Raw genomic sequence first — 24,006 nt, forward strand, 5'->3', positions numbered from 1 at the left:
TTCCAGGGGTCGGCGGCTAGCGGGCTGTCGGCCTCAGCTTTGGGAAAGGGGACGTATGGCGGGCACGCGTCCCGCTCGTTCTAGCCCAGCTGTCGCTCGATCGCCTTGGCTGCCTGCCAGAGCTCTTCCATCCGCTCCAGCGTTGCCTCATCCAGCGTCTCGCCGGCCGCGCCGAGTTCCCGCTCGATATGGGCGAAGCGGCGGCGGAATTTGGTGTTGGTGCCGCGAAGCGCCATCTCCGGATCGGTGCCGACATGGCGCCCGATGTTCACCACGGCAAAGATCAGGTCGCCCAGTTCGTCGCTGACTTTGGCGCGGTCCTTTTCTCGCAGAGCCTGGCGCAACTCGCCGATTTCCTCCTCGATCTTGTCGAGGATCGGTTCCGGCTCCGACCAGTCGAAGCCGACTTTTGCGGCGCGCTCCTGCAGCTTCAGGGCTTCTACGAGCGCCGGAAATGAGCGCTGCACCGAGCCCAAATGGTTTGCGGCTGCATCAGGCGCGAGGCCGCGCTTGGCGCGCTTTTCTTGCCGCTCGGCCTTTTCGGCCTGCTTGATCTCATCCCATTGCAGCTTCACCGCCTCGGGCGTATCGGCGTCGGAGCGGGCAAAGACATGCGGGTGCCGGCGGATCATCTTGCGGGTCACCGCCTCAACGACGTCGCCGAAAGCGAAGTCGCCGGCCTCTTCGGCCATACGGGCGTGGAAGACCACCTGCAGCAGCAGGTCGCCGAGCTCGTCGCAGAGGTCGTGCATGTCACCGCGCTCAATGGCGTCGGCAACCTCATAGGCCTCTTCGATCGTATAGGGCTTGATGGTCTCGAAGGTCTGGACGATGTCCCAGGGGCAGCCGGTCTCGGGCTGGCGGAGCGCCGCCATGATGTCGAGCAGGCGCGTTATGTCGCGTGAAGGTTCCATGGATCTCAGTTCAGCGGAATGGCGTTGTCGTCCTTACCCGACTGGTAGCTGTCGGAAAGGCTCTGGTAGCGGGCGCGGATGCGGGCATCCTGGGCGGAAAGCCGATCGCGGGTTTCGGCATCGGCGTCTTTCGAGAGTGCAGCAATCGAGGCCGAGTGCCAGAAGGCGTTGTCTTGCGCGTAGCCACCCGGTTCCAGCCGGAAGACCTCCTTCAGAATTTTGAGGTCGTGCGGGATCGCGAACGCGTCGCGCGAATCCTCGTGGCTGAAGAAATAGTAGAAATTGTCGAAGCCGGCCCAGGTGATGGCAGAAAGGCACATGGAGCAGGGCTCGTGCGTCGAGAGGAAGATGAGGTCGCGCGTGTCCGGTTTCTCCGCCATCTCGTAGAAACGCTTCAGCGTGTGCACTTCGCCGTGCCAGAGCGGATTTTCCGTCTCGTTGTTGGTTTCGGCAAGCACCAGCGACAGATCGGACTTGCGCAGGATCGCTGCGCCGAAGACCTTGTTGCCGGCGGCAACACCCTTTTCGGTAAGCGGCAGGATATCCTGCTCGATGACGGTCAAAAGCCGTTCGGCGAGTTCGGGTTTTGTCATGTCTTGGGCCTCCGGCAGGTCGTTGACGGCATTTAACGGAGGTTACCCATGCGGCGCAATGGCCGCGCCAAGGTCGGCGATTGAACAGGCTCGGAGATATTTGCTCAAAATGGTGCACCGCCGAGCAAAACAATACGTGCCTGGAAAGGCATTGAAATTTCTGTTCCTTCAATTGTCGTGCGCCATAAGGGATATTCGCCGCAGCCTGTAGAAGGAACGACCGCCAGACCATGTCGCAGCAGCTCGCCGTTTTCCCCGCATTCTTTCGCGTCGCGCAAAAGCGCGTGGCGGTTTTCGGCAATGGCGACGAAGCCTTTGCCAAGGTGCGGCTGCTGCTGAACACCGAAGCGTCGATCGTCGTCTTCGCCGACGCGCCGGAAGCGGAGTTCGCACAATACCTTCGTGACCGTGGGATCGAACATGTCGCGGCCGCCTTCGCACCCGAGCAGCTCGACGGCGCTATTCTCGTTTTTGCCGCCACCGGCAATGCCGTCGAGGATCAGCGCATCGTCCTTGCAGCGCGTGAACGCAAGATCCCGGCAAATGCCGTCGACCAGCCCGACTTCTGCGACTTCTTCACGCCGGCGCTCGTGAACCGTGCCCCCGTTGCAGTCGCCATCGGGACCGAAGGGGCAGGACCCGTTCTGGCGCAGATGATCCGTGCGCAGATAGATCAGCTGCTGTCCCCCTCGCTCGGCGTCGTTGCTTCGCTTGCCGCGAGCTATCGCGAGGCCGTCGATCGCCTGGTGCCGCGCGGCGTTGCCCGCCGCATGTTCTGGCGCCGGTTTTTCCAGGGGCCGGTGGCAGACAAGGTCGCCGGCGGCGATCTGGCTGCTGCCCGCCGTGAGGCTTCGCGTCTGCTCGATGCGCCCGAGAAGGCGAGGGGCCATGTCTGGCTCGTCGGTGCCGGTCCAGGCGCTGAAGACCTGCTGACGCTCCGCGCCCAGCGCGTGATGATGGAAGCCGATGCGATCGTTTATGATGCGCTGGTGCCGCAGACGATCGTTGATATGGGTCGTCGTGACGCCGAGCGCCTGTCGGTCGGCAAGCGCAAGGGCTGCCACACCAAGTCCCAAGACGAGATCAACCAGCTGCTGGTGACGCTGGCTGCCGAAGGCAAGCGCGTCGTCCGTCTGAAGTCCGGAGATCCTTTGGTTTATGGCCGCGCCGGCGAAGAGATGGCGGCGATGCGCGAAGCCGGTATCAGCTATGAGATCGTCCCGGGTATCACTTCGGCCTTCGCCGCGGCGGCCGATTTTGAACTGCCGCTGACGCTTCGCGGTGTTGCCTCCTCGCTGGTCTTCACGACCGGCCACGATCTGACCGGCGAAGTCCTGCCCGATTGGGCGCGGCTTGCCGTCTCGGGCGCAACGATCGCCGTCTACATGGGGCGCACTGTTGCGGCGTCGGTCGCCGGTCGTCTGATGCAGGCAGGTCTTCCGCCGGAAACGACGGTTGCCGTCATCGAGAATGCCAGCCGCGCCGATCGCCGCCTGCTGCACGGCACGCTGAAGGACCTTCCGGATCTCGAAAACCGCAGCGAGCTTGCAGGTCCGGTCATGGTCATCATCGGCGATGCCGTCGCCGGCGCCAATTTCGAGCGGTCCGAACCGCTTGTCGCAGGCAAGGCACGTGGCGAGAAGAAAAACATTGAAGCCGCTTTCGGGCGCGACGAACAGATTTTGAACTGAGGAAGAGGTCATGGTGAGTAAGGTTTTGACGGCAAATCGACTTTCGGACGGCATTTCCGTCTGGCTGGATGCCGCGGGCAACTGGGTCGAGCAGCTTCAGGATGCCTTCATCGCTCGCCATGCCGAGGCCGTGACGGCGCTCGAAGCCACCGGTAAGCAGGCGTTCGATGACAACAAGGTCGTCGATGCCAACGTCGTCGACGTCGAAGAGATCAACGGCACACTTCGCCCGCTGCGCATGCGCGAGCGCATCCGCGCTGAAGGCCCCTCGATCCCCTACGCTGCCGGCTACAATGGCCTTTCCGGCCCGAAACACGCTGCCTGAGGAACCGATACCCGATGTACCGTTACGATGAATTCGACCACGCCTTCGTTTCCTCCCGCGTCGAACAGTTCCGCGATCAGGTCGAGCGGCGACTGAGTGGCGAGCTTGCCGAAGACGCCTTCAAGCCGCTGCGCCTGATGAACGGCGTCTACCTGCAGCTTCACGCCTATATGCTGCGCGTCGCCATTCCCTATGGCACGCTGTCGAGCCGCCAGATGCGCATGCTCGCCCATATCGCGCGCAAATATGACCGCGGCTACGGCCACTTCACCACGCGCCAGAACATCCAGTACAACTGGCCGCGTCTGTCCGACACGCCGGATATCTTGCAAGAGCTCGCAAGCGTCGAGATGCATGCGCTCCAGACCTCGGGCAACTGCATTCGCAATGTGACCGCCGATCACTTTGCCGGCGCGGCCGCCGATGAGGTCGCAGACCCAAGGCCTTACGCCGAGATCTTGAGACAGTGGTCGAGCGTACATCCGGAATTCTCGTTCCTGCCGCGCAAGTTCAAGATCGCCGTCACTGGCGCTGAGCGCGACCGCGCCGCAATCCAGGTCCATGATATCGGTCTGCACCTGAAGAAGGACGAAAACGGCCGCATCGGCTTTGCCGTCTATGTCGGCGGTGGTCAGGGCCGCACGCCGATGATCGCCAAGAAGATCCGCGACTTCCTGCCGGAGGAGGACCTGTTGTCCTACACGACGGCGATCATGCGCGTGTACAACCTGCACGGCCGCCGCGACAACAAGTACAAGGCCCGCATCAAGATCCTCGTACACGAGACCGGCGCCGAAGAATTGTCGCGTCAGGTCGAAGTCGAGTTCGCGGCCCTCAAGGACACCGAGCTGAAGCTGCCGGAGACCGACATCCAGGCGATCTCCACCTATTTCGCACCACCGGCCCTCGAAAACCGTGCTGAAGGCTGGGAGAGCCTCGCGCGCTGGAAGAAGACCGATCCCGAGTTTGCCCGTTGGGTGCAGCAGAATGTGCAGCCGCACAAGCACCCGGACTACGGCATGGTGACGATCTCGCTGAAGCCGATCGGCGGCATTCCGGGCGACGCCAGCGACGCGCAGATGGATGCCGTTGCCGATATCGCCGAGGAATACGCCTTCGACGAAATCCGAGTCAGCCACGAACAGAACCTGATCCTGCCGCATGTGGCGCTGGCCGATCTCGAGCCGGTCTACCGCGCGCTGGTCGCCTCAGGTCTTGCCACTGCCAATGCCGGCCTGATCACGGATATCATCGCCTGTCCTGGGCTGGACTACTGCGCGCTTGCCAATGCGCGCTCCATCCCCGTGGCGCAGGAAATTTCGACCCGCTTCGGTTCGCCCGAGCGTCAGGCCGAGATCGGTGAGTTGAAGATCAAGATCTCCGGCTGCATCAATGCCTGCGGTCATCACCATGTCGGCCATATCGGGCTGCTTGGCGTTGAAAAGAAGGGTGCGGAACTCTATCAGATTACGCTTGGTGGCTCCGGCGACGAAAACACCTCGATTGGCGAGATCATCGGCCGCGGCTTCGAACCGGAGAAGGTGACCGACGCCGTCGAGACCATCGTCGACACCTACTTGGGACTGCGCCGCGACGGTCAAGAGACCTTCCTCGAAGCCTATCGCCGCGTCGGCCCACAACCCTTCAAGGATGCGCTCTACGGCAGCGCGCAGGAAGCTGCCTGAGGCGCTGAGGAACGGAAATGACGAAAATCTGGAAGGAAACCGGTTTCGTGGGCGATGATCCCTGGGTCATCGAGACGGAGGAAACCAAGGCAGGCTCGAACGAGAAGGCGATCGTCGGTCTCGACGCATTCCTGGCCAAGGTTGCAGACAGCGACGAAACCGGTCTTGGCGTGGTCATCGCGCCGGCAGACGACGTGACGAAGCTCGCACCGCACCTTGATCGCCTTGCGCTGGTCGCCGTCGCGTTCCCGGCGTTCAATGACGGCCGCGCCTTCAGCCATGCGTCGCTGCTGCGCGCGCGCCTTGGCTTTACCGGCGAGGTGAGGGCGGTCGGCGACGTGCTGATCGACCAGATCCCGCTGATGCTGCGCTGTGGCGTCGAAAGCTTCGCTGTCAGCAATGCGACGGCGCTGAAGCGTTTGTCCGAAGGACGCCTGCCGGGCATTGCTGTGCACTACCAGCCGACCGCCAAGCCCTCGACCGATGCTAAATCCTATAGCTGGCGCCGGGTGTCATAGGGTAGGGTTGGCCGCGACAGTGTGAAGCACGCCGAAATCCCCAAAAGCGACTATATTTGGAAGAGATTTCCTTTCAACAAGGCGCAGCTTGGAATATCGGCTTATTGTTGATAGACAGGGTCATCATTTACAGGACTTGTAGCTAAGATGAATGCTCCGGCAAAAACGGAAGATTTCGCGATCCAGGCACCGGCAGGCGTCTACGTCGAGACGGTGACCAGCGTTGAACACTATACGGATCGGCTCTTCCGCTTCCGCATGACCCGCCCTGCCGAATTCCGCTTCCGCTCGGGCGAATTCGCGATGATCGGCCTAATGGTCGGCGACAAGCCGGTCTATCGCGCCTATTCGATCGCTAGCCCCGCCTGGGACGAAGAACTCGAGTTCTTCTCGATCAAGGTGCCGGATGGCCCGCTGACCTCGCACCTGCAGGGGATCAAGCCGGGCGACAAGGTGCTGATGCGCAAGAAGCCGACCGGTACGCTGGTGCTCGACGCGCTCGTTCCCGGGCGCCGTCTCTACATGTTCTCGACCGGCACCGGCATTGCGCCCTTTGCAAGCCTGATCCGCGATCCCGAGACCTATGAAAAATTCGAGGAAGTGATCCTCACCCATACCTGCCGCGATGTTGCCGAACTGAAATACGGCTTCGATCTGGTCGAGGAAATCCGGAACCATGAGTTCCTGAACGAGATTGTCGGCGACAAGCTGCGCCACTACGCGACGGTGACCCGCGAAGACTTCCCGTTCAAGGGCCGCATTACCGACCTGATGGTAAACGGCAAGTTCTTCTCCGATCTCGGTCTGCCGCCGCTCGATCCGGCTGTCGATCGCGGCATGATCTGCGGCTCGACCGCGATGCTGAAGGACACCAAGGAAATCCTCGAGGCCGCTGGTCTCACCGAAGGTGCCAACAACAAGCCGGCCGAATTCGTGATCGAACGCGCCTTCGTCGGCTGACCCTTTTTTGTGCAGTTTATCGTTAGAGGGGCGCGCCAAGGGTGCGCCCCGCGTCGTTTAAGGCGAAATGCCATCGAGCTATGCGTCGGCGGTAGTTCCGCCTTGCCCATTCTGCGTACCGCCCTGCGGTCCGAGCGGCTATCGTGCTCCTGCAAATCTTCATAGCGTGCGCACGCAGACATGCGAAAATAAGCGCACGACGAACCAAGCCCGCGCCGTCCTGATATGAGCCTCGTGGGCCATTTCTGGGAGTGCCCGATGAGTCATGTTCCGCCAACCGACCTGGAAGCCAGGATCCGCTGCAAATCGCTGCGTGATCGCATCGCTACGCCGGAAGAGGCGGCCGCGCTGATCAAGGACGGCATGACCATCGGCATGAGCGGCTTCACCAAGGCCGGTGACGCGAAGGCCGTGCCGCTTGCCATGGCCGAACGGGCCGCACGGGAGAAGTTTCGCATCACGCTGATGACGGGCGCCTCGCTCGGTCATGACATCGACAAGACGCTGACAGAGGCGGGTGTTCTTGCCCGGCGCCTGCCGTTCCAGTCGGACCCGGTTCTGCGAGCGGCGATCAACCGCGGCGAGGTGATGTTCATCGATCAGCATCTCTCGGAAACCGTCGAGCAGTTGCGGTCCGGCCAGATCAGCCCGATCGACTATGCAGTGGTCGAGGCGGTGGCGATCACCGAAGACGGCGGCATCGTTCCGTCGACATCGGTCGGCAATTCGGCAAGCTTCGCGATCCTGGCGAAGAAGGTGATCGTCGAGCTCAATCTCAGCCACAGTCCCGAACTCGAAGGCCTGCACGATATCTTCATTCCGGCGAAGCGACCGAGCCGCACGCCGATCCCGGTCGTTGCCTGCGATAGCCGTGCGGGCTCGCCCTACATTCCTGTCGATCCGGAAAAGATCGTCGCAATCGTCGTCACCGAGAAAGAGGACAGCGCCGCACGGATCTCTCCGCCGGATGCGGAGACGACGGCGATCGCCGGCCATCTGATCGCCTTCTTGCAGGAGGAGGTGCGCAAGGGCCGCCTCGACATGACGCTCAACCCGCTGCAGGCGGGCATCGGCGTCATCGCCAATTCGGTGCTGAGCGGCCTGGTCGACAGTCCGTTCCATGATCTGCGTATGTATAGCGAGGTGCTGCAAGACAGCACGTTCGAGCTTTTCGAGGCCGGCAAGCTGAGCTTCGCCTCGGCCTCGTCGATGACGCTTTCCAGCGCCTGGGCTGATCGCGTGTTCCGCAACATCCGCGCCTACAAGGACAAGCTGGTGCTGCGGCCGCAGGAGGTGAGCAATCATCCGGAGATCATTCGGCGCCTCGGTGTCATCGGCATCAACACGGCGCTCGAATTCGATATCTACGGCAACGTCAACTCGACCCATGTCGGCGGTACCGACATGATGAACGGTATCGGCGGCTCCGGCGATTTCGCCCGCAACGCCTTCCTGTCGATCTTCGTCGCCAAGTCGGTTGCCAAGGGCGGGGCGATATCGTCTGTCGTGCCGATGGTGTCCCATGTCGACCACACGGAGCACGACGTCGATATTCTGGTGACCGAGCATGGTCTTGCAGATCTGCGCGGCCTGGCGCCGCGGGAGCGCGCACCCGTCATCATCGAAAACTGCTGCCACCCGGCCTATCGGGAGCTTTTGTCGGATTACTTCAATCGTGCGGTCGCCACCCGTGGCGGACAGACCCCGCATATTCTGGAAGAGGCTTTCGACTGGCATGTGCGCCGGCTGAAGACCGGCAGCATGATGCCGACGGCCTGAAGTGTGTTGAAGAAACAACCGTGAAAGCAATCGCTTGCCGTTGTTTCTTCTCGTGCAGGCAAGGTTTCTTCAGGCGTCTGATAGATAGCTCATCAGGTCCGCCATCGCGGCCGACGCGCCTTCAGCGTCGGCCCGCTCGATCGCATCGATCACCGTGACATGGCGGCGGACCGATCCGGCCATCTTTTCAGGCGAGGACGAAGCAAACCAGATGCGGCGCGCATGTGTCTGCAGCGGGGCAAGTGCTGCGGTCAGGAACCGGTTGGGGCAGGCTTCTTCCATCAGTTCGTCGAACACCTTGTCGGCGACGAGAAAGCCCTCCATTTCGCCCGCATCAAGACAGGTGGCCATCTCCGCACCGCAAGCTTTCATCGCGCTTCGCTCCTCGGCGCTTGCGTGCGTTGCGACGAGGGCGGCGGCAAGCGGCTCCAGTTTCTGGCGCGTCTGCATGACATGCACCTGGTCGTCCGGCCGGATCGTGGTGATTTGCAAGCCGACACGGGGACGGATATCCATGAGACCCTGCCAGGCCAGCTTCTGGATCGCCTCGCGAACCGGTGTTCGCCCAAGCCCGGCAAGTTCGATCAACTGCCTCTCGGTGACCAGGGCGCCGGGCTCGAGCTTCAGAGTGACGATCAGGCGTTCGAGCGCGAGATAGGCGAGGTGAGCCTGAGATTGCGGTGACATGCCGTTCCTTTGGTTCTGATATATCAGTAGCTTGCACGATTTCATACAACCAGGCAAGCGCGCCGGTTGCCTGGCTTTGTGCAGGTCAAAGGGGGTGGTTTGCCTATGTGATCAATAAAATAAGCGAATGCTTAAAAAATACGAATTTCAAAGGCATGAATAAACGAACCTCATAGGACGTTTCCAATAGGAATCGTGTTGACGAACCGAGAGGTGCTTGCCACTCTCCCAACAAAGGCCCGGCGTGAAAGAGGCGCGTGGGTCGTTGCGGCAAGAAGCTGGTTGCATGTTTCCTTGGTCGCTAGGGATCGAAGGCAACAGGCACAAGGCAAGGCAACAACCGTCAGCCATCGGCGTTGAGGGGCGCAAGATGCAAGTGGGCGCGTTTCTGGTCTGGTCCTTGATGGCATTTGCGGCGCTGCTGGCCGTACCCGCAGTCAGTCACACCAATGCATTGACGACATTTTCGCTGATGGCGTCGTCGGCGGCCTTTGTCGGCATGGCCGTCGCGCAGTTCATGGCCGCGCGCCCGCCGTTCGTCGAGGCTCTCTTCGGGGGGCTCGACCGTGTCTATCATTTTCATCGCAGGATAGGCATCTCGGTGCTGTGCCTCATCCTCGTGCACTATTTCCTGAAACCAGACTTCAAGGGCCTGGCGCTGACGAGCGGTCTGAACCAGCTTGCTGCATCCGCCGGCAAATATGCCTTTTACGGTTTCGTCGTGCTGCTCGTTCTCAGTATCGTCAAGATCATACCGCGGACGAAGATCGAGATCCCCTACCATCTGTGGCGCTACACGCACCGCTTCATCGGCCTGCTCTTCGTGATGGTCGCCTTCCACCAGATGTTCATCAAGCGCCCCTATGACGGTACCGCGCTTCTGGCGGTCTACCTCAACGCCTTCGCAGCACTTGGCATCCTGAGCTACACCTATACCCAGCTGCTGCCCTGGCTCCGAACCCGCGGCTACGAAGTCTTCGATGTCGCCCGGGAGGACGGGGCGACGGTGATTGCGGCGCGGCCGCTGCGCCGTGCCTTGCGCGCCAAGCCCGGGCAATTCGGTTTTCTGCGGGTGCTGAAGCCTGGGCTGCGCGAGCCGCATCCGTTTACGATCGCTGGTATCGAGCCCGACGGGGTCGTGCGCTTCGCGATCAAGCCGCTTGGCGACTACACCCAGGCCCTGCGCGACGGAATCGCTGTCGGCGACCGGTTGAAGCTCGAGGGTGGCTATGGCCGCTTCAACCACCGCCGTGGCGGCAAGAAGCAGATCTGGCTCGCCGGCGGCATCGGCGTTACACCGTTCCTGGCGATGGCGCGGCATCTCAATGGCGACGAGGGGCAGGACATCCACATGGTCTATTGCGTGCGCGACCGGCGCGAGGCGATCGGGCTGGAGACCTTCGAGGGGCAGGCCGGAAAGCTCGGCAACTTCACTTTTGTCCTGCACGATTCCTCCGTGGACGGGCGCCTGGATGCGGCCAAGCTCGCGAACGGTAGCGCGATCGATCCGGCGGAAGCCGATCTGTGGTTTTGCGGCCCGCCACCTCTCAGGGAGGCGATCGTCAAAGGTCTGAAAGATCTCGGCAAGCGGCCGAAGCGGGTTGAATTCGAGCGATTTCAGTTTCGATAGTGCAGCGGATTTCAGTAGCGATTCTATTGTTTTAGGGAGTGGGTTTCATGCGCGGTCTGCAGAGAAAGCGAGAAGGCGCCTCGTCATTGTCCGGTCTTGGCCGCGGATATTGGGCCGTTTCATTTGCGGCGCTGGTCGCAGTCTCGCTCTGTCCCGCTGGTGCCTCGGCGCGCGATGCCTTCGCTGAGGATGCCTTCTCCACCTACAAGGCCAACGTCGACAACGGCAAATACATGTTCAACGCCGCAGGCTGCGGCGCCTGCCACGGCTCCGGCGACAACACCGAACTGCTCTCCGGCGGCATGGAGATGAAGACGGCGATCGGCACCTTCTATGCGCCGAACATTTCGCCGCACGCCAATGGCATCGGCGGCTGGACCAATGCGCAGTTTCTGAATGCGGTTCTGGTCGGTCTCGATCGCGAGGGCAACAACCTCTATCCGGTTATGCCCTACACCTCCTATGGCGGCATGAAGCCGGAGGATGCGCTCGACATCAAAGCCTATATCGAGACGTTACCCCAGGCGGATGCAGTGTCGAAAGAGGATGAGATTGCTTTTCCGTTCAGTCGTCAGACGACGATCACGCTCTGGAAGCGCAGCCACTTCACGGTGCCGGCCTACCAGCCGCGCGAGGAGACGCAAGCCGAGCGCGGCCGCTATCTGGTCGAGAATGTCGGCGGCTGCGGCGATTGCCACACACCGCGCACCACGACCTATGGGCTCGACCTGGAGCGCGCCTATGAGGGCGAAAAGGATTTGAGCGGCGCGGTCGCGCCCGACATCAGCAAGACGAAGATGGCCGGTCTTGCCTCGCCCGACGTTTTCACCAGGGGCCTGATCGAGGAAGGCAAGAAGCTCTCGGGCGCGCCGATCAGCGATCCGGTGATGCGGCGTATAGCCAAGGGGCTGAGCGTTCTTTCTGACGACGATCGCCGCGCGATCTATGCCTTCCTTGCCGATCGTGAAGTGAAGGCCCCCGCGCCGGTGGCGCAGTCGGTCACGGCCGTCTGCAAGGAGAATACGGCGACCGAAGCGCTGGGCGGCGGCAATGCGGCGCTGGCGCAGCAGGCCGATGCCTTCATCGGCAGATACTGCCGCAACTGTCACGGGCCGGGCGAAAGTTCGCAGGGGAGCTACCCGGCGGGCGAACTCGCCTCGATTGCCGCCGACGCAAACTTCGTGACCCCCGGAGATGCCTCGAAGTCACGGCTCTACGCGACTGTGGTCAGCGGCCGCATGCCGCTTGGCAAGCGCCCCTCTGCCGAAGAGATCAAGGTGCTGGAGGACTGGATCAACGCACTGAACGAAAAGAGCCTGCCGCAGACGGTGGCCGCAAAACCGGCGCGCGCCCGCCCGATGTTGGGTTATGGCCAGTTCGTCGATGCGGCGCTGAAGGACATCGAGACGGTCAGTGCCCTCGACCGCCCCTACATGCGCTACTTTTCCTATCGCGACCAGTACAACGGCATGATGGGCTGCGAGGACGACCAGACCTTCATGAAGCGCATGGACGTGCTTGCCGGCGGCTTTAAGAAGTTGCTGAATTCGCTGTCCTACGGGCCAAAGCTGGTGCTTCCGACAGAGGTCGACGGCACCAATGGCTTGCTGGTGCGCGTTGATCTGCGCGAACTGCAATGGGACGCGGCGGACTATGACTTCCTGATCAAACGCTATTTCTATGGGATTGATCCCGAGAGCGATGCGTCGCTTTCGGCCCTTTCGAAGGAAACGGCGACGCAACTGCCGATCATGCGGGTCGACTGGTTCATGAGCAACGGCGCGCGCCCGGAGATCTACAACCGGCTGATGAAGTTGCCGACCGAGATCGCCGAACTCGAAAAGCGCTTCAAGATCGACGTGGCCGGCAACATTCGCAGGCGCGATGTGTTGCGGGCCGGTTTCGCCGACGGCTCGTCCGGGGTTTCCGACCACAACCGCATGCTCGAACGGCACGACATGCCGTTCGGCGGCTACTACTGGAAGTCCTATGATTTCGGCGGCGACATCGGCAAGCAGGTGCTGAAGCGCTTCCCGCACGGGCCTCGGGAATTGGCACCGCTCGACGCGGGCCTCGTGCCCTTCGAGCACGACGGCGGCGAAATGATCTTCTCGTTGCCGAACGGCCTGCAGGGCTACTACCTCTCGACGTCAGCAGGAAAGCAGCTTGATGTCGGGCCGACCACCATCGTGTCCTTCCGCAAGCGCCCGATCGGCAAGGGCGTCGAGATCATCAACGCGCGGTCCTGTGTCGATTGCCACGCCGATGGCATCCTTTCGAAACGCGATCAGCTGCGCGAGCAGATCGAGACGTCGACGCTGTTCAGCAAGGACCAACAGGACGTGCTGCTTGCCATGTATGTGAAGCAGGAGGAACTGGACGAAACCTATCGCAAGGACCGCGAGCGCTTCGTCAACGCGTTGAAGGTGCTGGGCATCACGGAGCCGACGCCCGATGGGGGCCTCCAGAGCAAGCATGCGCCGGGCGAGGCGGAGCTCATCACCTACTTTGCCGACAAGTACGAAGACGAGCTCGACTTCGATGCCCTGGCGGCCGAGTTTGACATGACGCCCAGGCAATTCTCAGAAACGATCAAGCGGGTGACAAACACCGATGTCCTGCGCCTCGGGCTCGACTGGGTGACGACGCTGGAAGCGGGCGGAACCATTCCGCGCAACGAGGTCGAGCAACAATATGCATTGCTGATGGCGCCGCTAACCCAGCGCCGTCCGCTCGACACGACGGCGATCGTCATTGCCGGTTCCGAGCCGATGGTGGACGACAGGCCGCAGTCGGTCGCGGCCGCCGTGCCGGACTATCGCAAGGAGGATGCGGGGACTGGCCACAAGCTCGAGCTGGCCCTGAACGTGAAGTCGACGACGGCGAAGGTTGGCGACGAGCTTTCCTTCGAACTCAGCGCCAACCAGGCCTGCGAGCTGCAAATCCTCTATGTCGAGGAGAACGGCAACGTCGAGGTCATCCCGGACGTGATGATCGGCAACACCACGCTTAAGCCGGGCGAGAGACGCCTGATCCCGCAGCCGGGCACGGGCACGCTCACCTTCGACACACCTGCGCCCGCCGAAACGATGCTGGCCTTCTGCCGTGCCGGCGGGCTCGGTGACCAGAAGCTGACGGTGGAGAAGGCACGCCAATATGTCGCGACGTCGCGGTTGCCGCCGACACGGGGACTCGCGATCAACCTGGCCAAGCGGGCGCAGGGTGACGCGGGTGCCAGCAGTGTTCAGATGGTGACGTTCGAGATCAAGGATTGATGGTCGAGTCATGGTTCAGCTACGAGCATTTCTCCTCGCTTCGGCGGTTCTGGCGGTCTTCACCGCGCCGGTCATGGCCTGCGACGGTCTTCGCCTGGCCTCCGAGGCGCTGAACCGCGCCGACGAGGCCGGCACTAAGGTGGCGGCCGACCCCGTAAACATGAAGGGTTGCTCGGCGACCGAGATCGCGCTCACCCGGCGCATCGCGGCGCTCGCAACCTTCAACCGGGTTGCAGCGGCAGTGGGGCAAGGCGCGAAGCTTGAAACCTTCGAAGCGGAACTGACGGCCGCAAGCCGCGACGCCGGCGGCCCCTGGCAGATCCTCGATGCGCTCGGCGATATCAAGCGTGAGCGCAAGGATTACGACGCCGCGGCGACCTCCTATCAGCAAGCGCTGGAAGATGCGGCAAACGAGGAACTGACACCGGATTGGATGGCGCCGGACAAGGCCTACATCGAGCGGCTGGACCGCCTGGCTTCGGAAATGCGGCTCGCTGCAACCAAGCCGGTCAAGCTCGTCGCGCGCGGCGCCTGCAAGTTCTCCTATCGCGGTGTTTCGATCCGGAAAAAGGCGACGCCGGTGCGCTACGTCTTCGGCACGGCCGAGTTTACGCCCGAAGGCCTCGAGTCGGCCAGGGACCTGTTCGAGTGCCTGAAGTCGGCAAAGCCGGCCGCGATCACCCTGATCGGTCACACCGATCCGGTAGGTACCCCCGAGGCGAACATGGCGCTCTCGCTCGCCCGTGCAAAAGCGTTGGCTCAATACCTCGTCGACGCCGGTTATCCCGGCACCTGCACGGTTGTCGGCAGGGGCGAGGACGAACCGTTCAAACCCGATGATCCGACCGCCTATAGCGAGGAGATGTTGCACCAGCTCGACCGGCGCGTGGATGTGGATGTGGGGAAATGACAGTGCTGTGCAGAACCCTGCTTGCGATGAGCTTGCTCGCATTGCCGGCGGCCCCGGCGATGGCCTCGACCTCGGCGCTGGTCGTCGGGGTGGACAAGTATCCGCACGAAGTAAGCCTCGATGGTGCCGTCCGCGATGCGCAAGACGTCACGCAGGCGCTGAAGGCGGCGGATGTCGCCCCGATCCGCCAATTCATCAACGAACAGGCGACCAAGGATGCAATCCGTGCGGCCTGGGGCGAGCTTGTGGCGGCCGCTGAGCGCGGCGATACGATCGTCTTCACCTATGCCGGGCACGGTGCGCAGATGCCGGAGCTGGTCGCCGGCAGTGAGGAGGACGGGCTCGACGAATTCCTGGAGTTGCCGGGCTTCGACCGGGCGCGTGCTGAGGAGACGGCGAGCGAAATCATCGTCGACAACGAGCTCAGCGCCTGGTTCGCGGAGGCGGAAGCCAAGGGCATTCATGTCCTGTTCGTCTCCGACAGCTGTTATTCAGGCGGCATGAACCGCTCGATCTCCGGCAAGACGCGGCTGGCGCCGATGGTGCGCGCCAAGCTGCCGCCGCCATCCAAGGAGGCGCTGTCCGGCGCCAAGGTGAGGGACGTGGAGCTGTCGCAGGTGACGATCCTCGCCGCATCGCTCGAAAGCCAGCCGACCCCGGAAGTGGTTATCGGCGGCGAGCCCCGCGGCGCCCTGAGCTGGAGTTTTGCCCGTGCGTTGGAAGGCGCCGCCGATCGCGATGGCGACGGGCGGATTTCGCGGGTCGAACTCGAAGACTACGTGTTTTCCAACGTCAAGCTGCAGTCGGAAGCCCTGCAGGTGCCGAACTTCACGCCGCAACTGGCGCGCTCCGACAAGGAAATCGTGCTGTCCCTGCCGCGTAGCGCCAAGGTCGGCGTGGCGCCAACAGTGAGCGGCACGAAGCATGCACTGAAGTCGCCGCGCGAAACCGGATGGACGGGCAATTTGCCATTGAGCGTCGTCGGTGACATGCCTGATCTTGCCAATATCGGTGGCGACGGCGTGCCCTACCGGTGGGAGGCGACATCCGGTGTCTTCTATACGCCGAACGGGGACGTCGCCGCGGAACATGTCGCGCCCAAAAGGCTCCAGGGCGTGGTCGACAAATTCATCCTGGTGGATTTTCTGAAAGCACTTGCGGCGCAGAGCCCGGGAGCCGTTTCGCTGAAGCCCGTCAAGGACATCTACTTTGCCGGCGACCGCCTGAACGTCGAGGCGCCGCAGGGCGGCTATGCCAACATGCTGGTCTTCAACCTCGCCAATACCGGCGAAGCACAACTGCTCGACGTGCAGATTGCCGGCAGCGAAAGCCATGCCTTCAAGCTGCGTGACCTGGAGGTGGTCAAGCCCTTCGGTGCGGACCATCTGGTCGTCATCGCGACCAATGCGCCTGTCGACGCGATCGCGGCCGCCTTTGCCAATTCGGACCTCGACGCAGCGGCCTTGCTGCGCTTGCTCGAAACGCGCCTGGAAGGGAGTGAGAGTACGATCGCGGTTCAACCGCTTTACACGAGAGGTCAGGGCCAATGAGCATGGGCGCCAGATCGCGAGTGCCGTTCCTTCACGCCCTTGCGTGTTTCATGCTGCTGGCTGCTCCTGCGGTCGCCGGAGATCGGGCTTTGCTGATCGGGGTCGGCAACTATCAGAATCTGCCGACCGAGTTTTCCCTGCCCGGACCGGCGAACGATCTGGTCGCGATGCAAAGGCTGCTCACGGAACGGCTCGGCTTCGACAGTGCCTCGATCCGCGTGCTGAAGGACGGGCAGGCGACCAGAGCTGAAATCCTGTCATCCATGAACGGCTGGCTTGTCGATGCGACGAAGCCCGGCGATCGCGTCTATCTCTATTTTTCAGGCCACGGCCTGCAGGTGAAGGATGCGGATGGCGACGAAGCGGATGGGCTGGATGAAGCGATTGCGCCTGCCGACATTGCCGCCGGTGAAACGGACTGGCAAGGCGCTGTCCTCGACGACGAGATCGATGCGGTGCTGGAGCGCCTGAAGGGGCGCGCTGTGACGGTCGTGATCGACGCCTGTCACTCCGGCACGATCTCCCGGTCGCTGTCCGAGGACATCAAAAAGCCTATCGACGGCGCCCGCTTTCTCCCGCGTCCCGATGCCAAGCCGGTCGAGCAAGCGCTGACCCGCGGCCTTAGGATTGATCTTGCCCTCGTCGACAAGCCGAAGCTCGTCGATGCCGGGGTGACCGCCTGGAGTGCGGCGGCGCCCTATCAGGTCGCCTGGGACGATGTCCGGCTACCGACAGCGGATCGGCACGGGGTTTTCACCGCAGCCTTCGTCGCCGGCCAGACCGGCGACGCTGCCGATGGCAATGGCAACGGATTGACGAGCAACGCCGAGCTTCTTGGATATGTAAAGGCGCAATCTGCCTCCTACTGCGCCTTGCAGGAGCAATGCGGCAATCTCGACCCGCAGTTGGAAGGCAGACCCGAGGCGCTCGGCGACAGCGCGATGGTGCCGGAAAAGCGCGATGCGGATGGCAGCGGGCAGGGTGCGTATACCATTACTCCGAATGCAGCGGTGCCGAGCTATCAGGCGGCCAACCCCATCGATGCCGTCGGTGATATCATCGGCAAGAGCGAAGCCGGCGATGTCATGCTCTCTATCGACAAGCCGACCACCATGAAGGCCGGCGAAGTCTTCAAACTGACGGTCAACAGCCACACGGCCGGCAATCTCCTGATTTTCGACGTCAACAGCCAGGGCAATGCAACACAGATTTTCCCGAACGAGTTCGCGCAAAAGATCACGACGTTGGCGCCGGACGTGCCGCTGACCTTGCCGGATGAATATTACGGCTTCGATTTCGAGGCCTCGGGCGAGGGGGACGGCATTTTCGTGGCGCTTGTCGTCAGCGATGCTGTCGACTTGAGCGATCTTGCGCCGATATCGCGGGGCCTCAAGGTGGAGGTCGATGCGCGCGAGACCTTGAGCGAGATCATCGCGCGGCTGCAGAAGAACTGGACCGAAGATCTCGACACGCGCGGAATCCATTGGTCAGTCGGCACCCTGCGCTATCGCGTCGAGTAGGATCGATAACGGACAGAACGAAAAAACCCGCCTCGATGAGGCGGGCTTCTTTTTGTGTCGTCTCGTCCGGTTCTAGTGCAGGATCTGGCTGAGGAAGAGCTTGGTGCGCTCGTGCTGCGGATTGTCGAAGAACTCAGCCGGCGAGTTCTGCTCGACGATCTGGCCCTGGTCCATGAAGATCACGCGGTTGGCGACCTGGCGGGCGAAGCCCATTTCGTGGGTCACGCACAGCATGGTCATGCCTTCTTCGGCGAGCGACACCATGGTGTCGAGCACTTCCTTGACCATTTCCGGGTCGAGCGCCGAGGTCGGCTCATCGAAGAGCAGGATCTTCGGCTTCATGCACAGCGAGCGGGCGATCGCCACGCGCTGCTGCTGGCCGCCCGAAAGCTGGCCCGGATACTTGTTCGCCTGCTCGGGGATCTTGACGCGCTTCAGGAAGTGCATCGCGATTTCTTCGGCCTGCTTCTTCGGCATCTTGCGCACCCAGATCGGGGCAAGCGTGCAGTTTTCGAGGATCGTCAGGTGCGGGAAGAGGTTGAAGTGCTGGAACACCATGCCGACTTCGCGGCGCACTTCGTCGATCTTCTTCAGATCGTTGGTGAGCTCGATGCCGTCGACGACGATCTTGCCCTTCTGGTGCTCTTCGAGCCGATTGATGCAGCGGATCATCGTCGACTTGCCGGAGCCCGACGGGCCGGCAATGACGATGCGCTCGCCCTTCATAACCTTCAGGTTGATGTCACGAAGGACGTGGAAGTCCCCGTACCACTTGTTCATTCCAGTGATTTCGACTGCGACATCCGTTGCGGAAACAGTCATTTTGGAAGCAGTGGCTGCGTTTGCCATGCGATCCTCCCCTCATTTTATCGTTTATGGGCCGTGTCGAGCACGCGTTCCATGAAACCTGAATAGCGCGACATACCAAAGCAGAAAAGCCAGAATATGAAGCCAGCGAAAATTAGCCCTGAGATCGGCGTCACCGAAGAGGCCCAGTTGGCGTCCGTGAAGTTGAAGCGGACGATGCCGAGCAGGTCGAACATGCCGATGATCGACACCAGTGACGTGTCCTTGAAGAGGCCGATGAAGGTGTTGACGATGCCCGGAATCACGAGCTTCAGCGCCTGTGGCAGCACGATGAGGTTCATCTTCTGCCAGAAGCTGAGGCCGAGGGAATCCGCGCCCTCATACTGCCCCTTCGGGATAGCCTGGAGGCCGCCGCGCACCACTTCGGCCATGTAGGCCGAGGCAAAGAACGACACGCCGATCAGTGCACGCAGGAACTTGTCGAAGGTGACGCCCTGCGGCAGGAACAGTGGCAGCATGACGCTCGCCATGAAGAGCACGGTAATCAGAGGGATGCCGCGCACCAGTTCGATGAAGGCGGTGCAGAGCATCTTGATCACAGGCATATGCGATCGCCGCCCCAGTGCCAGAAGAATGCCGAGTGGCAACGACACGGCAATGCCGACGAACGAAAGGATGAGCGTCACCATCAGACCGCCCCAGAGCGGCGTCTCGACGTAGGTCAGTCCGAACCAGCCGCCGGGAAGCAGGATCAAGGAAATGATCGGCAGCACGGCGAAGAGCAGGATGGCGTTGATGCCCTTGAAGGGAGCCTTCGGGATCAACATCGGAATGAGGAAAAGCACGAAGAGGATGCCGACCAGCGTCGGTCTCCAACGCTCATCGAGCGGGTAGCGGCCGTAGGCGAATTGGTCGAGTTTTGCGTTGACGAAGGCCCAGCACGCACCGCTCCAGCCATCCGGCTGCGAGCCTCCTTGAGCAACCGTGGCGCAAACGCCACGGCCGCCGCCGGTCCAGGCGGCGTCGATGAAGAGCCACTGGATGGCCGGAGGCACGAGCCACGCAAGCGCAAGCAGGCTGACGATGGTGAGCACCGCATCCTTTGGCGTCGCGAACAGGTTTTCGCGCAGCCAATGGACGATGCCACCTTCGGCGACCGGCGGGGCGGACCCTTCGATCATTGAGGTACGGACAAAAGTTGCCTGGTGTGTGTTCATGATCTTATCTCTCCACCAGGGCCATGCGGGCATTGAACCAGTTCATGAACAGCGACGTCGCAAGGCTCAGCGACAGGTAGACGACGATCCAGATCGTGACGATCTCGATCGATTGTCCTGTCTGGTTGAGGATGGTGCCACCGACGGCGACAAGATCCGCGTAACCGATCGCAACGGCGAGCGACGAGTTCTTGGTAAGGTTCAGATACTGGCTGGTGAGCGGCGGAATGATGATCCGGAGCGCTTGCGGAACCACCACCAGTCGTGTCGTCAGGCCGGGGCGTACACCGAGCGCGTGCGCGGCTTCCGTCTGCCCCTTGGATACGCCGCGGATGCCGGCACGCACGATCTCGGCTATGAAGGCGGCCGTGTAGAACGAGAGCGCCAGGAACAGCGACAGGAATTCCGGTCCGATGACCGAGCCGCCGGTGAGGTTGAATTTGCCGGCGACGGGGACGTCGAAGGTGATAGGCGATCCCGTGGCAAGGAAGACCAGCAACGGCAGACCGATGATCAGGCCGAGCGACGCCCAAAGAACCGGGAAACGCTGTCCGGTGGCCTCCTGCTTCTTGCGCGCATAGCGTGACAGGAGGAAGCTGGCGACGATCGCGAGGACAAAGGCTAGAACCGTGTACAGCGAACCGTCACCAAAGATCGGCTTGGGAAAGGCAAGGCCGCGGTTGTTGAGGAACATGTTGAGCGGCAGTGCTGCCGATTCACGCGGCTGCGGCAGGATCGCCAGGACGCCGCTGTACCAGAAGAAGATGACCAGCAGTGGCGGGATGTTGCGGAAGATCTCGACATAGGCGAGCGACAGCTTGGCGATCAGCCAGTTGTGCGACAGGCGGCCGATCCCGACTGCAAAGCCGATGATGGTGGCGGTGAAAATACCGCAGACGGCGACCAGCAATGTGTTGAGCAGGCCGACGACAAGTGCGCGCTGATAGGTGGAATCGCTGGTATAGGCGATCAGCGATTGCCCGACGTCAAAACCAGCGCGTCCATTGAGGAAGCCGTAACCGGAAGCGATGTTCGCCCGTTTGAGATTCTCGATCGTGTTGTCGGCCACCCAATAGACGAAGGCCCCGAGTAGGACGACGGTAATAACCTGATAAAAGATGCCGCGGACCTGCGGGTCGTTGATGATCGACCCCGACGGTTTCGATTTCTCAGGCGTAGTTGTGACGCCAATCGCCATGCAATGCCTCTTTCCCCTTTTTCACCCTTTTGGGTGTTTTTATCGTTGGGACGGGGAAGCGGTTGTCCGCTTCCCCGGTATTTTCGGTTCGCTTTAGCGGACCGGCGGAGCGTACTGGATGCCGCCCTTGTTCCACAGCGCGTTGAGGCCGCGCTCGATCTTGAGCGGGCTGCCGGCGCCGATGTTGCGGTCGAAGACTTCGCCGTAGTTTCCGACGGCCTTGATCACGTTCACGGCCCATTCGTTGGTGAGGCCGAGGTCGGTGCCGATCTTCGAGTCAGCTTCGACGCCGAGGAAGCGCTGAACGTCCGGGTTGGTGGACTTCTTCATTTCTTCGACGTTGGCCTGGGTGACGCCGAACTCTTCAGCCTGGATCAGCGCGTAGTGAACCCAGCTGACGATATCGAACCACTGGTCGTCACCCTGGCGCACGGCCGGGCCGAGCGGCTCCTTCGAGATGATTTCCGGCAGGATCATGTGATCGTCCGGCTTCGACAGCGTCAGACGCAGCGAATAAAGGCCGGACTGGTCGGTCGTGTAGACGTCGCAACGGCCGGCGTCATAGGCGGCGTTGACTTCTTCAAGCTTTTCGAAAACGACCGGATTGTACTGCAGGTTGTTCGACTTGAAGTAGTCGGCGAGGTTGAGCTCGGTGGTGGTGCCCGTCTGCACGCAGACAGCGGCGCCCGAAAGCTCCAGCGCGGATTTGACGTTCAGGCCCTTGCGAACCATGAAGCCCTGGCCGTCATAGTAGTTGACCGGGCGGAAGTTGAAGCCGAGCGCGGTGTCGCGGTTGATCGTCCAGGTGGTGTTACGGGCAAGCACGTCGACTTCGCCCGACTGCAGCGCCGGGAAGCGTTCCTTGGCGGAGGTCGGGGTGTACTTCACCTTGCTGCCATCCGCGAAGATCGCGGCGGCGATTGCCTTGCAGTAGTCTACGTCGAATCCGCTCCAGTTGCCCGAAGCATCCGGCGCTGCGAAGCCGGCGAGACCGGTGTTCACGCCGCACTGGACAAAGCCCTTGGCTTTGACGTCATCAAGAGTAGCGCCCGAAGCCGCCTGTGTGCCAATCCCCATGACAGCAGCGCCAACGAGAGCTGTCAGAATTCTTTTTGCCATTTTTAGAACCTTTTTCTGTTGTCGTTAGTTCCAGTCTGCACCGTCGCGTCTCCTAGCGCGGTGAGCCTCCGCCACCCTCCTGGCGCGAGTGTCGGCTATCTCATGCTCAATTTCCATGAGGGTCAAGAGAGGCCGCCGATTTTCTGGTTTTGCATGTGAAAAACTCGAAACAAGCCAGAAAGTTAGGCAGATCTTGGGGGTGTGAATCACGCTCTGGCGGAAAATTCGCCAGAAGTGGCCTCGCGACGGTCAAAACGACGCTTCATGATTTTTGCCACTTGACCGCGATTGTGGCTCGTTCGAAGAGTTTTGCATTCGAAATCTAGAAGCGGAATGAGCAATGGCAGACAGTGGCAATGTGAACGGCAAGGCAGGCATCAACACGCGTCTCGCCCATAGCGGCAACAACCCCTCCGATTACTTCGGCTTCGTCAATCCGCCGGTCGTGCACGCCTCCACGGTGCTGTTCCCGAACGCCAAGACCATGGAGACGCGGGCGCAGAAGTACACCTACGGCACCCGCGGAACGCCGACCACGGACGCGCTCTGCGACGCGATCAACGAACTCGAAGGGTCCGCCGGAACGATCCTCGTGCCTTCGGGGCTGGCGGCGGTCACGGTGCCGTTCCTCGCCTATCTCTCGGCCGGCGACCACGCCTTGATCGTCGATTCGGTCTACTTCCCGACGCGCCATTTCTGCGACACGATGCTGAAGCGACTTGGCGTCACGGTCGAATACTACGATCCGATGATCGGCGCTGCGATCGAGAGCCTGATCCGCCCGAACACGCGCCTGGTACACACCGAAGCACCGGGATCGAACACCTTCGAAATGCAGGACATCCGCGCGATTGCCGATGCCGCCCATCGCCATGGCTGCATCGTCACCATGGACAATACCTGGGCGACGCCCGTCTACTTCAAGCCGCTCGACCATGGCGTCGATGTGTCGATCCATGCGGCCACCAAGTATCCGTCCGGCCATTCGGACGTGCTCTTCGGTACCGTTTCGGCCAATGCCGAGCACTGGCCGGCCCTGACAGAGGCCATGGTGACGCTCGGCGTCTGCGTCTCGCCCGATGACAGCTACCAGATCCTGCGTGGCCTTCGCACCATGGGCATCCGTCTCGAGCGGCACCAGGAAAGCGCCCTGACGCTGGCGAAATGGCTGGAAACACGCGACGAAGTGGCCCGCGTGCTGCATCCGGCGCTGCCGAGCTTCCCCGGCCACGAGCTCTGGAAGCGCGATTTCACCGGCGCGAGCGGCATCTTCTCCTTCGTGCTGAAGGCGGAGAGCCCTGACCGCTTCAGGGCCAAGGCGCACGCCTTCCTCGATGCGCTGAGATTGTTCGGGCTCGGCTATTCCTGGGGCGGTTTCGAAAGCCTCGCGCTCCATGTCGGTCTCGGAGATCGCAAGGTGGCGCTGGCGCCGACCGAAGGTCCGGTTCTGCGCCTGCAGATCGGCCTTGAGGACGTGCCGGATATCCGGCGCGACATCGAAGCGGGCCTGGCTGCGGCAAACGCCGTTTGACGAAGGCAATGACGGACGCCGCGGTCATCCGCGGCGTTCTGCTTTTCTGGACTAGATCTTTCGCGCGCCGGCAGTTTATCGAACGGATCGCGGTGAA

19 protein-coding genes are annotated in these 24,006 nt (G+C 61.9%); 12 read left to right on the top strand and 7 right to left on the bottom strand.

Features of this window, described 5'->3' with window-relative positions:
- Positions 1-80: 80 nt before the first annotated feature.
- Entirely contained in the window at positions 81-914 is an 834-nt protein-coding gene (gene mazG, locus FA04_RS06150; RefSeq protein ID WP_034795753.1) for a nucleoside triphosphate pyrophosphohydrolase, read from the bottom strand.
- 5 nt (positions 915-919) lie between these two features.
- A complete protein-coding gene (locus FA04_RS06155; RefSeq protein ID WP_034795738.1) occupies positions 920-1,507 on the bottom strand; it encodes a deaminase in 588 nt (195 codons plus the stop codon).
- Positions 1,508-1,737: 230 nt separating this feature from the next.
- Here FA04_RS06155 and cysG point away from each other — a divergent pair, with 230 nt between their 5' ends.
- The 6 genes from cysG (at position 1,738) to FA04_RS06185 (ending at position 8,465) form a co-directional block, all read left to right on the top strand.
- Positions 1,738-3,198 (top strand): siroheme synthase CysG, encoded by a 1,461-nt coding sequence (cysG, locus tag FA04_RS06160; protein ID WP_034795735.1) that lies wholly within the window; start codon positions 1,738-1,740, stop codon positions 3,196-3,198.
- A gap of 10 nt (positions 3,199-3,208) precedes the next feature.
- Positions 3,209-3,523 carry a DUF2849 domain-containing protein gene (locus FA04_RS06165; protein ID WP_034795732.1) on the top strand — a complete coding sequence of 105 codons (315 nt, stop codon included), beginning with the start codon at positions 3,209-3,211 and terminating at the stop codon, positions 3,521-3,523.
- 14 nt (positions 3,524-3,537) lie between these two features.
- Complete coding sequence (locus tag FA04_RS06170) at positions 3,538-5,208, top strand: nitrite/sulfite reductase (RefSeq protein ID WP_034795728.1); 1,671 nt, start codon at positions 3,538-3,540, stop codon at positions 5,206-5,208.
- A gap of 17 nt (positions 5,209-5,225) precedes the next feature.
- Positions 5,226-5,726 carry a DUF934 domain-containing protein gene (locus FA04_RS06175; protein ID WP_034795725.1) on the top strand — a complete coding sequence of 167 codons (501 nt, stop codon included), beginning with the start codon at positions 5,226-5,228 and terminating at the stop codon, positions 5,724-5,726.
- Between the two features lie 147 nt (positions 5,727-5,873).
- Positions 5,874-6,686, top strand: a complete 813-nt coding sequence (locus FA04_RS06180; protein WP_034795721.1) for a ferredoxin--NADP reductase — start codon at positions 5,874-5,876, stop codon at positions 6,684-6,686.
- Positions 6,687-6,944: 258 nt separating this feature from the next.
- Positions 6,945-8,465, top strand: coding sequence for an acetyl-CoA hydrolase/transferase family protein (locus FA04_RS06185; RefSeq protein ID WP_034795713.1), 1,521 nt, complete (start codon positions 6,945-6,947; stop codon positions 8,463-8,465).
- Positions 8,466-8,534: 69 nt separating this feature from the next.
- Here FA04_RS06185 and FA04_RS06190 read toward each other — a convergent pair whose 3' ends face one another.
- Positions 8,535-9,152 carry a GntR family transcriptional regulator gene (locus FA04_RS06190; RefSeq protein ID WP_034795711.1) on the bottom strand — a complete coding sequence of 206 codons (618 nt, stop codon included), beginning with the start codon at positions 9,150-9,152 and terminating at the stop codon, positions 8,535-8,537.
- Positions 9,153-9,522: 370 nt separating this feature from the next.
- Between FA04_RS06190 and FA04_RS06195 the strand changes: the two genes are divergently transcribed.
- From FA04_RS06195 to FA04_RS06215, 5 genes are all read left to right on the top strand, one after another.
- Positions 9,523-10,782 carry a ferredoxin reductase family protein gene (locus tag FA04_RS06195; RefSeq protein WP_034795708.1) on the top strand — a complete coding sequence of 420 codons (1,260 nt, stop codon included), beginning with the start codon at positions 9,523-9,525 and terminating at the stop codon, positions 10,780-10,782.
- A gap of 47 nt (positions 10,783-10,829) precedes the next feature.
- The gene (locus FA04_RS06200) at positions 10,830-14,057 is read left to right on the top strand and encodes a c-type cytochrome (protein ID WP_156552951.1); all 3,228 of its coding nucleotides are present in this window, start codon (positions 10,830-10,832) and stop codon (positions 14,055-14,057) included.
- Between the two features lie 10 nt (positions 14,058-14,067).
- Complete coding sequence (locus tag FA04_RS06205) at positions 14,068-14,967, top strand: OmpA family protein (RefSeq protein ID WP_034795701.1); 900 nt, start codon at positions 14,068-14,070, stop codon at positions 14,965-14,967.
- The gene (locus FA04_RS06210; RefSeq protein ID WP_082572996.1) at positions 14,964-16,517 is read left to right on the top strand and encodes a caspase family protein; all 1,554 of its coding nucleotides are present in this window, start codon (positions 14,964-14,966) and stop codon (positions 16,515-16,517) included. The genes FA04_RS06205 and FA04_RS06210 overlap by 4 nt, the downstream gene beginning before the upstream one ends.
- Positions 16,518-16,606: 89 nt before the next feature.
- Entirely contained in the window at positions 16,607-18,037 is a 1,431-nt protein-coding gene (locus tag FA04_RS06215; RefSeq protein WP_034795696.1) for a caspase family protein, read from the top strand.
- 72 nt (positions 18,038-18,109) lie between these two features.
- Here the strand turns inward: FA04_RS06215 and FA04_RS06220 are convergent, their stop codons facing one another.
- The 4 genes from FA04_RS06220 to FA04_RS06235 all read right to left on the bottom strand — a co-directional run bounded on the left by FA04_RS06220 (position 18,110) and on the right by FA04_RS06235 (position 22,378).
- Positions 18,110-18,886 carry an amino acid ABC transporter ATP-binding protein gene (locus tag FA04_RS06220; RefSeq protein WP_064816988.1) on the bottom strand — a complete coding sequence of 259 codons (777 nt, stop codon included), beginning with the start codon at positions 18,884-18,886 and terminating at the stop codon, positions 18,110-18,112.
- Positions 18,887-18,903: 17 nt separating this feature from the next.
- Positions 18,904-20,061 carry an amino acid ABC transporter permease gene (locus FA04_RS06225; protein WP_034796753.1) on the bottom strand — a complete coding sequence of 386 codons (1,158 nt, stop codon included), beginning with the start codon at positions 20,059-20,061 and terminating at the stop codon, positions 18,904-18,906.
- Positions 20,062-20,065: 4 nt separating this feature from the next.
- Positions 20,066-21,259 carry an amino acid ABC transporter permease gene (locus FA04_RS06230; RefSeq protein WP_034796751.1) on the bottom strand — a complete coding sequence of 398 codons (1,194 nt, stop codon included), beginning with the start codon at positions 21,257-21,259 and terminating at the stop codon, positions 20,066-20,068.
- Between the two features lie 93 nt (positions 21,260-21,352).
- Entirely contained in the window at positions 21,353-22,378 is a 1,026-nt protein-coding gene (locus FA04_RS06235; protein WP_034796750.1) for an amino acid ABC transporter substrate-binding protein, read from the bottom strand.
- Between the two features lie 340 nt (positions 22,379-22,718).
- Between FA04_RS06235 and FA04_RS06240 the strand changes: the two genes are divergently transcribed.
- On the top strand, positions 22,719-23,909 hold the full coding sequence (locus tag FA04_RS06240; RefSeq protein ID WP_034796748.1) for a cystathionine beta-lyase: 1,191 nt from the start codon (positions 22,719-22,721) through the stop codon (positions 23,907-23,909).
- Positions 23,910-24,006 lie beyond the last annotated feature (97 nt).

This window comes from Ensifer adhaerens (assembly GCF_000697965.2).
GTDB classification, from domain to species: domain Bacteria; phylum Pseudomonadota; class Alphaproteobacteria; order Rhizobiales; family Rhizobiaceae; genus Ensifer; species Ensifer adhaerens.

Bases quoted from the DNA above. Each gene is read 5' to 3' on its own strand.
- mazG (WP_034795753.1), bottom strand. From the start codon at position 914: ATGGAACCTTCACGCGACATAACGCGCCTGCTCGACATCATGGCGGCG.
- FA04_RS06155 (WP_034795738.1), bottom strand. From the start codon at position 1,507: ATGACAAAACCCGAACTCGCCGAACGGCTTTTGACCGTCATCGAGCAG.
- cysG (WP_034795735.1), top strand. From the start codon at position 1,738: ATGTCGCAGCAGCTCGCCGTTTTCCCCGCATTCTTTCGCGTCGCGCAA.
- FA04_RS06165 (WP_034795732.1), top strand. From the start codon at position 3,209: ATGGTGAGTAAGGTTTTGACGGCAAATCGACTTTCGGACGGCATTTCC.
- FA04_RS06170 (WP_034795728.1), top strand. From the start codon at position 3,538: ATGTACCGTTACGATGAATTCGACCACGCCTTCGTTTCCTCCCGCGTC.
- FA04_RS06175 (WP_034795725.1), top strand. From the start codon at position 5,226: ATGACGAAAATCTGGAAGGAAACCGGTTTCGTGGGCGATGATCCCTGG.
- FA04_RS06180 (WP_034795721.1), top strand. From the start codon at position 5,874: ATGAATGCTCCGGCAAAAACGGAAGATTTCGCGATCCAGGCACCGGCA.
- FA04_RS06185 (WP_034795713.1), top strand. From the start codon at position 6,945: ATGAGTCATGTTCCGCCAACCGACCTGGAAGCCAGGATCCGCTGCAAA.
- FA04_RS06190 (WP_034795711.1), bottom strand. From the start codon at position 9,152: ATGTCACCGCAATCTCAGGCTCACCTCGCCTATCTCGCGCTCGAACGC.
- FA04_RS06195 (WP_034795708.1), top strand. From the start codon at position 9,523: ATGCAAGTGGGCGCGTTTCTGGTCTGGTCCTTGATGGCATTTGCGGCG.
- FA04_RS06200 (WP_156552951.1), top strand. From the start codon at position 10,830: ATGCGCGGTCTGCAGAGAAAGCGAGAAGGCGCCTCGTCATTGTCCGGT.
- FA04_RS06205 (WP_034795701.1), top strand. From the start codon at position 14,068: ATGGTTCAGCTACGAGCATTTCTCCTCGCTTCGGCGGTTCTGGCGGTC.
- FA04_RS06210 (WP_082572996.1), top strand. From the start codon at position 14,964: ATGACAGTGCTGTGCAGAACCCTGCTTGCGATGAGCTTGCTCGCATTG.
- FA04_RS06220 (WP_064816988.1), bottom strand. From the start codon at position 18,886: ATGGCAAACGCAGCCACTGCTTCCAAAATGACTGTTTCCGCAACGGAT.
- FA04_RS06225 (WP_034796753.1), bottom strand. From the start codon at position 20,061: ATGAACACACACCAGGCAACTTTTGTCCGTACCTCAATGATCGAAGGG.
- FA04_RS06230 (WP_034796751.1), bottom strand. From the start codon at position 21,259: ATGGCGATTGGCGTCACAACTACGCCTGAGAAATCGAAACCGTCGGGG.
- FA04_RS06235 (WP_034796750.1), bottom strand. From the start codon at position 22,378: ATGGCAAAAAGAATTCTGACAGCTCTCGTTGGCGCTGCTGTCATGGGG.
- FA04_RS06240 (WP_034796748.1), top strand. From the start codon at position 22,719: ATGGCAGACAGTGGCAATGTGAACGGCAAGGCAGGCATCAACACGCGT.